12 protein-coding genes are annotated in these 11,789 nt (G+C 49.8%); 8 read left to right on the top strand and 4 right to left on the bottom strand.

Going from position 1 to position 11,789, the window contains the following annotated elements; translation table 11 throughout:
• Nucleotides 1–153: 153 nt before the first annotated feature.
• The gene (locus tag NNO08_RS22325) at nt 154–489 is read right to left on the bottom strand and encodes a YecR-like lipofamily protein (protein WP_271442705.1); all 336 of its coding nucleotides are present in this window, start codon (nt 487–489) and stop codon (nt 154–156) included.
• 269 nt (nt 490–758) lie between these two features.
• On the opposite strand from NNO08_RS22325, the gene NNO08_RS22320 reads away from it, so the two are divergent.
• Nucleotides 759–1,397 carry an RpiB/LacA/LacB family sugar-phosphate isomerase gene (locus NNO08_RS22320; RefSeq protein WP_061068094.1) on the top strand — a complete coding sequence of 213 codons (639 nt, stop codon included), beginning with the start codon at nt 759–761 and terminating at the stop codon, nt 1,395–1,397.
• Between the two features lie 38 nt (nt 1,398–1,435).
• On the opposite strand, the gene NNO08_RS22315 is transcribed toward NNO08_RS22320, so the two are convergent.
• Complete coding sequence (locus tag NNO08_RS22315) at nt 1,436–2,857, bottom strand: MFS transporter (protein WP_271450235.1); 1,422 nt, start codon at nt 2,855–2,857, stop codon at nt 1,436–1,438.
• Nucleotides 2,858–2,988: 131 nt separating this feature from the next.
• Here NNO08_RS22315 and NNO08_RS22310 point away from each other — a divergent pair, with 131 nt between their 5' ends.
• A complete protein-coding gene (locus tag NNO08_RS22310; protein ID WP_005127709.1) occupies nt 2,989–3,240 on the top strand; it encodes a DUF2766 family protein in 252 nt (83 codons plus the stop codon).
• Nucleotides 3,241–3,320: 80 nt separating this feature from the next.
• On the opposite strand, the gene NNO08_RS22305 is transcribed toward NNO08_RS22310, so the two are convergent.
• Nucleotides 3,321–3,824: a non-heme ferritin-like protein gene (locus NNO08_RS22305; protein ID WP_271442707.1), complete on the bottom strand. Its 504-nt coding sequence runs from the start codon at nt 3,822–3,824 to the stop codon at nt 3,321–3,323.
• A 546-nt stretch (nt 3,825–4,370) separates the two neighbouring features.
• On the opposite strand from NNO08_RS22305, the gene NNO08_RS22300 reads away from it, so the two are divergent.
• From NNO08_RS22300 to otsA, 6 genes are all read left to right on the top strand, one after another.
• The gene (locus tag NNO08_RS22300; protein ID WP_271442708.1) at nt 4,371–4,928 is read left to right on the top strand and encodes a DJ-1/PfpI family protein; all 558 of its coding nucleotides are present in this window, start codon (nt 4,371–4,373) and stop codon (nt 4,926–4,928) included.
• A gap of 318 nt (nt 4,929–5,246) precedes the next feature.
• A complete protein-coding gene (locus NNO08_RS22295; RefSeq protein WP_005127705.1) occupies nt 5,247–6,236 on the top strand; it encodes an arabinose ABC transporter substrate-binding protein in 990 nt (329 codons plus the stop codon).
• Nucleotides 6,237–6,340: 104 nt separating this feature from the next.
• A complete protein-coding gene (gene araG, locus NNO08_RS22290) occupies nt 6,341–7,855 on the top strand; it encodes an arabinose ABC transporter ATP-binding protein AraG (RefSeq protein ID WP_271457560.1) in 1,515 nt (504 codons plus the stop codon).
• A 14-nt stretch (nt 7,856–7,869) separates the two neighbouring features.
• Nucleotides 7,870–8,856 (top strand): arabinose ABC transporter permease AraH, encoded by a 987-nt coding sequence (gene araH / locus NNO08_RS22285; protein ID WP_271450580.1) that lies wholly within the window; start codon nt 7,870–7,872, stop codon nt 8,854–8,856.
• A gap of 175 nt (nt 8,857–9,031) precedes the next feature.
• Complete coding sequence (otsB, locus tag NNO08_RS22280) at nt 9,032–9,835, top strand: trehalose-phosphatase (RefSeq protein ID WP_271457559.1); 804 nt, start codon at nt 9,032–9,034, stop codon at nt 9,833–9,835.
• Nucleotides 9,810–11,231 (top strand): alpha,alpha-trehalose-phosphate synthase, encoded by a 1,422-nt coding sequence (gene otsA, locus NNO08_RS22275; RefSeq protein ID WP_271457558.1) that lies wholly within the window; start codon nt 9,810–9,812, stop codon nt 11,229–11,231. Before otsB ends, otsA begins: the two co-directional genes overlap by 26 nt.
• On the opposite strand, the gene uspC is transcribed toward otsA, so the two are convergent.
• Nucleotides 11,232–11,660 (bottom strand): universal stress protein UspC, encoded by a 429-nt coding sequence (gene uspC, locus NNO08_RS22270; protein WP_271442713.1) that lies wholly within the window; start codon nt 11,658–11,660, stop codon nt 11,232–11,234.
• Nucleotides 11,661–11,789 lie beyond the last annotated feature (129 nt).

Raw genomic sequence — 11,789 nt, 5'->3', positions numbered from 1 at the left:
CCACTATAATTTGTTATTTAATTATTTGCAAAAGGTAAAATAATAAATTTATTTATTAAAAATGCGAATGGGAATAAAACGCATTCACGCTATTAAATTGATGATATAAATTAAAATAGAATAGATGACCAGCAGGTGTGCTGGTCGGAATGATTAATACTGGAAAGTGGAAGTTTGTGGTACGGCAACACCGTGACACTGCCAGGACAGCGTGATTTTGGTATTCAAACACAGAGAACCGGCATAAACGCTGCAGGTCGCAACTGGCTGGCCAAATCCGACTGCACTGGCATAGCCCATGCGCTGACATTCTTTTGTCGCAGTTCCCTGAGCAACATAGTCGTCGGTACGTGCTGTTTGTAGCATGGCCTGGTTGTAAGTCAGACGAACCACGCCGGTAATACTGCTGGCTTCGCTGACCTGAGCCTGCTTAGTGATGGTGCATCCCGTCAGCATGAGCGGTAAGAGGGCAAGAATAAAGGTCTTCATGAAATCGCTCTGAAAAATCGGTGATACGCTATCCTGACATACATCACGGCTAATCAATGGCCTGAATAGCCAGAAGATCACCTGCGATTAATCACAACGACACCCTGTTTATGAGTCAAATCTGAAGGCTGGCGCAAAAACCGTGAGCATCTCGATATTTTATGAAACTTAATTTCATAAAATTTGAAAGCTGATTTACTAAATAGTAATGTGACTGAAATGTCATGACTTACGGCGGGCCCCCCGCGGCGCATTCAGGAGAGTACACAATGAAAATTGCATTGATGATGGAAAACAGCCAGGCAAGCAAAAACGCGATCATTCACCATGAACTTAAGTCTGTCGCGGATGAAAAAGGTTTTCCTGTGTTCAACGTCGGGATGAGCGACGAAAATGATCACCATCTGACTTACATCCATCTGGGCATCATGGCCAGCATTCTGCTCAATTCAAAAGCGGTTGATTTCGTTGTCACGGGCTGCGGTACGGGTCAGGGAGCCATGATGTCACTGAATATTCACCCCGGTGTGGTGTGCGGCTACTGCCTTGATCCCGCGGATGCGTTCCTGTTTGCGCAGATCAACAACGGTAATGCGCTCTCGCTGGCCTTTGCGAAAGGGTTTGGCTGGGGGGCTGAACTGAACGTCCGGTATATGTTTGAAAAAGCGTTTACCGGTCGTAATGGTGAAGGTTATCCGCCAGAGCGGAAAGACCCGCAGGTGCGTAATGCGGGGATTTTGAACCAGGTGAAAGCGGCAGTAGTAAAAGAAAATTATCTTGATACCCTGCGCGCTATCGATCCTGAACTGGTGAAAACCGCCGTTTCAGGTCCACGTTTCCAGCAGTGTTTCTTTGAAAACTGCCAGGACAAAGCGATCGAAGCCTTTGTCCGTGAAGTTATTGGCTAAACCCGGTTGGCCCGATAGTGTGAACTGAACTATCGGGCTTATCGACGCTTATTTGATACAGCGCTTCCTGCATCGCGGGTAAGCCGCAGCGTATCAACCATTCCTATCAGGCAAATCATGGCGATAGCGACGAATGCCAGCCGGAAACTGATGCCGGGTATCGCCCCCAGTGACCACCATTCACTCACTTGATCCCCGATGCGGATCCCGATAGCCGCCAACGAAATCCCTAATCCAACAGCCAGTTGCGTCGCTGTACTAAACAGCGTATTTGCATAGCTCATCTGTGATGCAGGAACATCCGCAAATGCCAACGTGCTGACACCGGTAAACTGAATTGAGCGAAAAACGCCGCCCAGATACAGCACCAGTAAAATTACCCATACGGGAGTTTGCGGCGTGATCAGCGCACAGGCCAATAGCGCCAGCACATTAAGCGCGCCGTTTATCAGCAGCAGCTTTTTAAAGCCTAACCAGCGTATTAACGGGGTAGTCGCGGGTTTAATCGTCAGGTTGCCAACAAACACGGCCAATACCAGGGAACCGGCATGAAAAGCATTCATACCAAAACCAACCTGAAACATCAGTGGCAACAGAAAGGGTACCGCACTGATAGAAGCACGAAACAGAGAACCGCCGTACATCGTGACACGAAATGTAGGAACGCGCATGGCATCCAGACGAATCATCGGCCACGCGGTTTGGCGAAAATGACGCAGGGCAAACAGGAACGTGGCGATTCCAAGTACCAGAAGTCCCGCAGTTAACCAGCCCTGCGGCTGTTGGGTTCCCAGCAGTTCCATCGCATATACCAGACTGACCATCGCGACCGATGTGGCAATAAAACCGGGAAAATCGAACGGGCGACGTTCGTCATCATGAATATCCGGGATAAAACGCAGCGCCAGCGCTATCGCCAGCAACCCCAGTGGCACATTAATAAAGAAGATCCAGCGCCAGTTGGCATAACTGGTAATAAATCCGCCCAAGGGGGGGCCAATTATGGGGGCCACTAAGGCAGGCCAGGTCAGGGTGGCGATCGCGGTGATCAACTGATGTTTAGGCGTGGTACGCAGAACGGCGAGGCGGCCGACCGGCACCATGAGTGCCCCCCCGACACCCTGTAAAATGCGCATTGCCACAAAACCTTCAATGCTGGTGGCGAGTCCGCATAAGACTGAGGCGAAGGTAAAGATCGCCAGTGCCAGGGTAAACACTTTTCGGGCACCAAAACGATCGGCAATCCAGCCACTGGCAGGGATGAGAACCGCCAGCGTAATCAGATAAGCACTGATGCCGATGTTCAGATCAACGGCCTGCACGCCGAAACTTTTTGCCATATCGGGCAGGGCCGTCGCAATCACCGTGCCATCGATGAACTCCATAAAGAAGGCCCCGGCGACCAGTAGTGCAGCCGGAGAAAGACCCCGCTTATTTTCAACCGCTAAATGTTCACTCATGTTGTGCTTGCCATCTCAAACGAAATTAACTGGAGCTGTTTTTTTATTTTCAGCGCGGCTGTACTGCTTTCGCCGCTACCGTTTCGAGCGCTGAATGGGTACTATGACGACCTTTCTATAAGGAGCTCACTATGTCCCAAACACTGAATGCCGATCAGGAACTGCTCTCGGACGTTGTTGCCTGCCAGTTGGTTATCAAGCAAATCCTGGATGTTATTGATGTTATTGCCCCGGTAGAAGTTCGGGAAAAAATGTCCAGTCAACTGAAAAGCATCGACTTTTCCAGCCATCCCGCGGGGGCTGATCCCGTTACGATGCGCGCAATTCAAAAAGCGGTTGCGTTGATCGAGCTGAAATTCACCCCGCAGAATGAGTCTCACTAAAATAAACCGTTGTTTCAGGTTTTAGAAAGGTTTTTTTGCGCCTCTCAGAACGGGAGGCGCAGATTTGTCGCGATCGGATATCAGTGATGTTGGTAGTTTACGACGTTTAGCAAATGCTTATCCGTTTGTGCCATACACAATCCAGCGCGTTTAGCGCTACGAACTTCATCAAGAATCGTTTGTAACAGCACGCCATCCTGCTGCTGTTCTTTTTCCAGATCATGAAGAAAATCAACGGTTGGCGCGTCGTTCAATGCTTCGGCTTCATCCGTCAAACGCGACAGCGTACGCGAACGCTGTTGATAATCTTCCAGCGTTTTCTGAAACAGTTCTTCAAGCGAAGTTAGCTCATCACCGGGAACATCGATGGCCTTGACGATGGGGTTAGCCCCTGCGCTTTTCATAAAATTAAACATACGCATCATTTGCGTCACGTTACCCTGCGCCTGAGTGCGCAGAAACGTCGCGGTGCCTGTCAGGCTGTGTTCGTAGCACCATTCACTGAGGTGAAGGTAGAGATTCGATGCGTAAAACTCAAGGTTCATTTGCGTGTTGAGTTTGTGAACAATTCCAACTGCAGCCATATCAATATCCTTATTTCCAGAAAGGAGAAGTACGTCACCAACGCCAGTACAACGGGCTGCCGTTGCACTTCACATCTACGTACGAGTAATACTGTTAGCAGAAAAAATCCGTTCCGCCGGTCCTTTAGATGATCACGAATTATATTCGCTTCCGATCGTGAATCAGCATAGCGCGTGCTTGGCATTAAGAAAATCCTTAAAACGGCCTATTTATGTTTTTTTACATATTGGTATAGCAATATTCTTGGCTATGCCATTTGTGTATATAATGGGTGTGAATGTAATTAGATGATTTATAATGTATTTATGTAAAATAAAGATAATGAAATGCTGTTTCAAGTCTCAAAATTAAATTTCATGCCGCGGTATTCTATGACGTCTGGTGATTATCACTGTTGGTTTTGATGGGAATTATCCGGTGAAGTGATGTGCCTGAAAATTATCTTCAACCTAATTTCTTGCGCCAGATCAGTTTTAATAAATTTAACGGAATGAATTATTCGGCATTTGTTGTTGGATATCGGTGGATTAATCGAGGAGTTGTATATGAAAAAAGTGGCGGTGTTGCTGGCACCCGGTTTTGAAGAGGCTGAAGCCATTGTGACTATTGATATTCTACGTCGCCTGCAAATTGAGGTTGAGACGCTGGCCTGCGCAGAGTCCCGTGCGGTGGTGAGCTATCATGACGTGCCAATGGTGACCGACAGTACGCTGGAGGCCCGTCGGGATGCTTTCTACGATGCGATCGTGTTGCCAGGGGGACCACAGGGTAGCGTAAATCTTGCCGCCAGTGCTGCAGTTGTCCAGTTTATCTCTCGCCATGACGATGCAGGAAAACTGATTTGCCCGGTTTGTTCGGCAGCCGCGCGGGTGCTGGCGGGTAATGGGTTACTGAAAGGCCGGCGCTACGTGTGTTCAGGTGAGCTGTGGCAAACCATCACCGACGGCGAGTATGTCGACGCGCCTGTTGTTGAAGATGGAAATCTTATCAGTGGCAAAGGACTGGGCCATATTTTTGATTTTGCGTTTACGCTTTCTGCACGTCTGTTAGAAGACGATATTCCTGTTCGCGATCACGCTGACCATATTTATTACCCTTGGTAATCATTGGACTCCCGGATGTTTCGATATTCGGGAACAAGGATTCACTGGCTGAGGTTATGGATTAATCTGCTATTTCTTATTTTTCCTATTCTGAAAATTGTGTTTTTTTATGTCATTTCCCGCTGAATTTATGTACGCAACTACTGTAATTCTAGGGTGTGATGCCGCTCTCTTATGGAGAATCAATTTCCCGCTAAAACTACTCTCAGCACTGGCATTGATCTTATCAGTAAAAGGTAATGCTTTGTTTTACGTCCGGATTACAAAAAATCGTTTGATTTTACCCTACATAAAAGAACGTTAAAGCTGGAGTTAACCATGCACAAATTCACTAAAGCGCTGGCGGCCATCGGTCTGGCCGCCATTATGTCACAATCCGCTATCGCTGAATCCATGAAGCTCGGTTTTCTGGTCAAACAACCGGAAGAACCCTGGTTCCAGACGGAGTGGAAGTTTGCAGATAAAGCCGGTAAAGACCTTGGGTTTGAAGTTATTAAAATCGCCGTTCCAGACGGAGAGAAAACCCTGAATGCTATCGACAGCCTGGCGGCAAGTGGTGCAAAAGGATTTGTAATTTGTACGCCGGACCCGAAACTCGGGCCTGCTATTATGGCAAAAGCGCGTGGCTATGACATGAAAGTCATCGCGGTTGACGATCAGTTCGCCAATGCGAAAGGTAAGCCTATGGATACCGTGCCATTGGTGATGATGGCAGCAACCAAAATTGGTGAACGCCAGGGCCAGGAACTGTACAAAGAGATGCAGAAACGTGGCTGGGATGTGAAATCTTCCGCTGTAATGGCGATTACCGCCAACGAACTGGATACCGCGCGCCGTCGTACATCGGGTTCGATGGAAGCGCTTAAAGCTGCAGGCTTCCCGGAAAAACAGATCTACCAGGTCCCAACCAAATCAAATGATATCCCTGGCGCATTCGACGCCGCAAACTCCATGCTGGTTCAACATCCTGAAGTTAAACACTGGCTGATTGTCGGGATGAACGACAACACTGTGCTGGGTGGCGTGCGTGCTACCGAAGGGCAGGGGTTTAAAGCAGCAAACGTTATTGGTATCGGTATTAACGGTGTTGATGCCATTAGCGAACTCTCCAAAGCGGAAGCCACCGGATTCTACGGTTCACTGCTGCCTAGCCCGGACGTTCACGGTTATAAATCCAGCGAAATGCTCTACAACTGGGTCACCAAAGGCGCAGAACCGCCGGTGTTTACTGAAGTTACCGATGTGGTGCTGATTACTCGCGACAACTTCAAAGAAGAACTGGCGAAAAAAGGCTTAGGCGGCAAATAACGCAACTGCCGTAAAACGATCTTATCCGGCCTACAAAAACGCCCTTTGTAGGCTGGATAAGGCTACGCCGCCATCCGGCAACCGTTTAGATCCACGGAGACGTTATGCAACAGTCTACCCCGTATCTCTCATTTCGCGGCATTGGCAAAACCTTCCCTGGCGTAAAAGCGCTAACGGATATCAGTTTCGACTGTTATGCCGGGCAGGTGCATGCACTGATGGGTGAAAATGGCGCCGGGAAATCAACATTATTAAAAATTCTCAGCGGAAACTACGCGCCAACCACGGGATCTATAGCGATCCACGGACAGGAGGTTTCGTTTGCGGACACAACCGCTGCGCTGAACGCCGGTGTCGCCATTATTTACCAGGAACTGCATCTGGTGCCGGAAATGACCGTCGCCGAGAACATTTACTTAGGGCAGCTTCCGCATAAGGGTGGGATTGTGAACCGCTCGCTGTTGAACTACGAAGCGGGCCTGCAGTTGAAACATCTGGGGATGGATATCGATCCTGATACTCCATTGAAATATCTCTCCATCGGTCAGTGGCAAATGGTGGAGATTGCTAAGGCGCTGGCGCGTAACGCCAAAATTATCGCTTTTGATGAACCCACCAGCTCTCTTTCCGCCAGGGAGATTGAAAATCTGTTTCGCGTGATTCGTGAGCTACGCAACGAGGGCCGCATCATTCTGTACGTTTCGCACCGTATGGAGGAGATTTTCGCGCTGAGCGATGCCATAACCGTGTTTAAGGATGGCCAGTACGTCAAAACGTTTACGGACATGCAGCAGGTTGATCACGACGCACTGGTCCAGGCGATGGTGGGGCGTGATCTTGGGGACATCTACGGCTGGAAGGCCAGACCTTACGGTGCGGAGCGTCTGCGTTTGCATGAGGTAAAAGCCCCAGGCGTGCGCACCCCGATCAGCTTATCGGTACGTAGCGGCGAAATCGTCGGACTGTTCGGCCTGGTGGGTGCCGGACGTAGCGAATTAATGAAAGGTCTGTTCGGCGGCACGCGCATCACACAAGGTCAGGTGTTTATTGACGAACAAGCGATAGAAATCCGCAAACCCAGTCACGCCATTGAAGCAGGCATGATGCTGTGTCCGGAGGATCGCAAGGCCGAAGGGATTATCCCGGTCCATTCGGTACGCAACAACATCAATATTAGTGCGCGCCGTAAACATGTCACGGGGGGATGTCTGATCAACAACGGCTGGGAAGAGACCAATGCTGACCATCATATCCGCTCACTCAACATCAAAACGCCGGGTGCAGAGCAACTGATCATGAACCTCTCTGGCGGTAATCAGCAAAAGGCCATACTGGGGCGCTGGTTATCGGAAGAGATGAAAGTAATTTTGTTGGACGAGCCTACCCGCGGCATTGATGTTGGCGCGAAACATGAAATTTATAACGTGATTTATGCCCTGGCTGCGCGCGGTGTTGCCGTGCTGTTTGCCTCCAGTGACCTGCCGGAAGTTCTTGGCGTCGCCGACCGCATTGTGGTGATGAGAGAAGGTGAGATCGCAGGTGAATTACTTCATGAACAGGCGGATGAACGCCAGGCGCTGAGCCTTGCTATGCCTAAAGTCAGCCAGGCAGTCGCCTGAATAAGGAGAATATGATGTCTTCCGTTTCTACATCGGGTTCAGGCGCTGCGAAGTCGGCGTTAAATTTTGGCCGAATTTGGGATCAATACGGGATGCTGGTGGTATTTGCCGTGTTGTTCCTGGTTTGCGCTATTTTTGTGCCGAACTTTGCGACTTTCATCAATATGAAGGGGCTGGGTCTGGCGGTATCTATGTCGGGTATGGTGGCGTGCGGGATGTTATTTTGCCTGGCATCCGGCGATTTTGATCTCTCGGTAGCGTCCGTTATTGCTTGCGCAGGGGTGACGACTGCAGTGGTCATTAATATGACCGAAAGCCTGTGGATTGGCGTGGCGGCTGGGTTATTGCTCGGTGTTCTGTGCGGTCTGGTGAATGGTTTCGTGATTGCGCGTTTAAAAATTAACGCGCTGATCACGACGCTCGCTACCATGCAAATTGTTCGTGGTCTGGCCTACATTATCTCTGACGGTAAAGCAGTGGGTATCGAAGACGAACGCTTCTTTACGCTTGGCTATGCCAACTGGTTAGGGCTGCCTGCACCGATCTGGTTAACCGTGGGCTGCTTTATTGTTTTTGGCCTGCTGTTGAATAAAACCACGTTTGGTCGCAATACGTTGGCGATTGGGGGCAATGAGGAAGCTGCACGTCTGGCTGGGGTGCCGGTCGTTCGCACGAAGATTATTATCTTCATTCTTTCCGGTCTGGTATCCGCCGTTGCGGGGATTATCCTGGCATCACGTATGACCAGCGGCCAACCGATGACCTCTATTGGTTATGAGCTGATCGTGATTTCTGCCTGTGTGTTAGGCGGCGTTTCGCTCAAAGGCGGCATCGGAAAAATCTCATATGTCGTCGCAGGGGTGTTAATTCTGGGGACGGTCGAGAACGCGATGAACCTGCTGAATATCTCTCCATTCGCACAGTATGTGGTGCGAGGTTTGATCCTGCTGGCGGCGGTGATCTTCGATCGTTACAAACAAAAAGCTAAGCGTACTGTTTGATGATTTAAATCCCAACTTTTTAGTCTAGCTTCGACATATCGCCAGCCGCTACCCGGCTGGCGATTGTTTTTCTAAATGGCGAGCACGGTCACACTGTCTATACTTATACCCGTCATACATCCTATATACGGCGCGATCCGCGCGGCGTACAGACCATGACGAGGAGGAGAATCGGGTGACAGCATCGCTAACCTTACCCCCTGAGCATCCCACAAATTGTGCTTATTTTTTCGATCTCGATGGAACACTGGCTGAAATCAAACCGCATCCTGATCAGGTTGTAGTTCCACAGACAATTCTGCAGTTATTACATCGCCTGGCCACGCAAAATGCGGGTGCTCTGGCATTGATTTCAGGGCGCTCAATGGCAGAGCTTGACGCACTCACCACCCCATATCGTTTCCCGCTCGCCGGGGTGCATGGGGCAGAACGCCGTGACATCAATGGTCAAACCCATATTGTGCATTTGCCTGCGGCGGTTGAGCGCGAAGCGGGGGCGTTATTGCATGCGGCGCTGGCGACATTACCGGGGACAACGCTTGAAACAAAAGGCATGGCTTTTGCTCTGCACTACCGGCAGGCGCCTGAACATGAGGCCGCTCTGCTGGCGTTGGCTGAACGTATTACCCATATCTGGCCACAACTGGCATTACAGCCCGGAAAGTGTGTTGTGGAAATCAAATCTCAGGACACCAATAAAGGAGACGCAATTGCGGCATTTCTGCAGGAAGCACCGTTTGTCGGACGGACACCTGTTTTTGTGGGTGATGATCTGACCGATGAAACAGGTTTTGCTGTGGTCAATCGCGCAGGCGGTATCTCGGTAAAAGTGGGAAGCGGGGAGACTCAGGCTACATGGCGTCTGGCTGCCGTCAGAGACGTCTGGCATTGGCTGGAACACATCAACTGTCCGCAGCAGGAACAAGACGCAACGAATCACAGGAGAGGTGGCTATGAGTCGTTTAGTCGTAGTATCTAACCGCATTGCCTCACCGGATGACAAAGGCAGCGCTGGCGGTCTTGCTGTAGGTGTACTGGGCGCACTGAAGGCTGCTGGCGGCCTGTGGTTCGGCTGGAGCGGTGATACAGGCAATGGGGAGCAGCCATTAAAAAAAGTTACCCGTGGCAACATCACCTGGGCATCGTTTAATCTGAGCGAACAGGATTACGAAGAGTATTACTGCCAGTTTTCCAATGCCGTGTTGTGGCCTGCGTTCCATTATCGACTGGACCTGGTACAGTTTCAGCGTAGTGCCTGGGAAGGCTACCAGCGGGTTAATGCCTTACTGGTTGATAAGCTGCTGCCACTGCTTAGTGATGACGATATTATCTGGGTTCACGATTATCACTTGTTACCTTTTGCCTGCGAGCTACGCAAACGTGGTGTGAATAATCGCATCGGTTTTTTTCTGCATATTCCTTTTCCAACACCCGAAATTTTCAATGCGTTGCCGCCACATCAGGCGCTACTTGAGCAACTGTGTGACTTTGATTTATTGGGCTTTCAAACCGACAACGATCGCCAGGCCTTTCTTGACTGTCTGGCGGCGCAAACTCAGGTAACTACGCTCAGTGAGAAACAGCATCTGGCCTGGGGGAAAGCGTTCCGCACGGAAGTTTATCCTATTGGTATTGCACCTGAGGAGATAGCACGGCAAGCATCAGGACCGCTACCGCCGAAACTGGCACAGTTAAAAGCAGAACTTAAAAATGTGAAAAATATCTTTTCTGTTGAGCGGCTGGATTACTCCAAAGGCCTGCCGGAACGTTTTCAGGCCTATGAGGCGCTGTTGGAACAGTTTCCACAGCATCACGGTAAGATTCGTTATACGCAGATAGCACCGACTTCGCGTGAGGAAGTTCAGGCTTATCAGGATATTCGTCACCAGTTAGAGACCGAGGCCGGGCGGATCAATGGTAAATACGGGCAACTGGGCTGGACACCGCTGTACTACCTGAATCAGTATTTTGACCGTAAATTACTGATGAAGGTCTTTCGCTACTCTGATGTCGGACTGGTGACGCCACTGCGCGATGGCATGAATCTGGTGGCGAAGGAGTATATCGCCGCACAAGACCCTGCCAATCCTGGTGTCCTGGTGCTGTCGCAGTTTGCCGGAGCAGCGAATGAGCTGACTTCTGCACTCATTGTAAACCCTTATGATCGGGATGATGTCGCAGGCGCATTAAACCAGGCTCTGACGATGCCACTTGCCGAACGTATTTCACGTCATGCCGCAATGCTGCAGACTATCGTTAAAAATGATATCAATAACTGGCAGGCGAGATTCATTTGCGATCTGAAGAACGTCGCATCGCGTCATACGGAAAATCTGTCGCCTGACTCGCAGACAGCCTGCAGCAAACTGGGGTGATTAATCGCCCGCAAGCGGCACCAGCAACACATCAACCTGGCTTGCGCTGACAACGCTTTTCGCTGAGCAGGACGCTCGCGAAAAGAAACTGTGGTTATGGTTGCCATAAATCACCAGATCAACCGCGTGCTTGCGGCATATATCCAGAATGTGTTCGTTCAATGCGCCATAGGTAATAAACGTGTGCTCAATAGGGTACTGCGCTTCTTTGCTTAACTGATCGATAAAATTCTGGGTTTCTTCTTGCATCACTTCACGCAGATCTTCCAGCATTGGGGCGGCAAACTGGTTATACAGTTCGGGATCTGAGACCAGGGTTATCAGACTAATGCGGGCGTTGACAGGGCGAGCGATTGAAACCGCCTTTGCTAACAGCTGGTGGCTTTCGGGGGTAGCGGCAACAGCGACAAGAATGTGCGCATAGCTCATAACTCGCTCCTTTTGTTCATGAATTATGAGAGAACTCTTCAGTTTTAATCGTATACCACCATAGTGCTACGTTTCGTATGGTAATTGTGTGAATGTCATCATGATTATTCATTAATTATTCTTATAAAT

The organism is Citrobacter sp. Igbk 17 (genome assembly GCF_028069775.1).
Taxonomy (GTDB): Bacteria; Pseudomonadota; Gammaproteobacteria; order Enterobacterales; family Enterobacteriaceae; genus Citrobacter.
Note: the sequence above shows the minus strand (reverse complement) of the source record. Positions and strands in the feature narration are given on the sequence as shown.

Bases quoted from the DNA above. Each gene is read 5' to 3' on its own strand.
- NNO08_RS22315 (WP_271450235.1), bottom strand. From the start codon at position 2,857: ATGAGTGAACATTTAGCGGTTGAAAATAAGCGGGGTCTTTCTCCGGCT.
- otsA (WP_271457558.1), top strand. From the start codon at position 9,810: ATGAGTCGTTTAGTCGTAGTATCTAACCGCATTGCCTCACCGGATGAC.
- NNO08_RS22295 (WP_005127705.1), top strand. From the start codon at position 5,247: ATGCACAAATTCACTAAAGCGCTGGCGGCCATCGGTCTGGCCGCCATT.
- uspC (WP_271442713.1), bottom strand. From the start codon at position 11,660: ATGAGCTATGCGCACATTCTTGTCGCTGTTGCCGCTACCCCCGAAAGC.
- NNO08_RS22310 (WP_005127709.1), top strand. From the start codon at position 2,989: ATGTCCCAAACACTGAATGCCGATCAGGAACTGCTCTCGGACGTTGTT.
- NNO08_RS22300 (WP_271442708.1), top strand. From the start codon at position 4,371: ATGAAAAAAGTGGCGGTGTTGCTGGCACCCGGTTTTGAAGAGGCTGAA.
- araG (WP_271457560.1), top strand. From the start codon at position 6,341: ATGCAACAGTCTACCCCGTATCTCTCATTTCGCGGCATTGGCAAAACC.
- NNO08_RS22325 (WP_271442705.1), bottom strand. From the start codon at position 489: ATGAAGACCTTTATTCTTGCCCTCTTACCGCTCATGCTGACGGGATGC.
- NNO08_RS22320 (WP_061068094.1), top strand. From the start codon at position 759: ATGAAAATTGCATTGATGATGGAAAACAGCCAGGCAAGCAAAAACGCG.
- NNO08_RS22305 (WP_271442707.1), bottom strand. From the start codon at position 3,824: ATGGCTGCAGTTGGAATTGTTCACAAACTCAACACGCAAATGAACCTT.
- araH (WP_271450580.1), top strand. From the start codon at position 7,870: ATGTCTTCCGTTTCTACATCGGGTTCAGGCGCTGCGAAGTCGGCGTTA.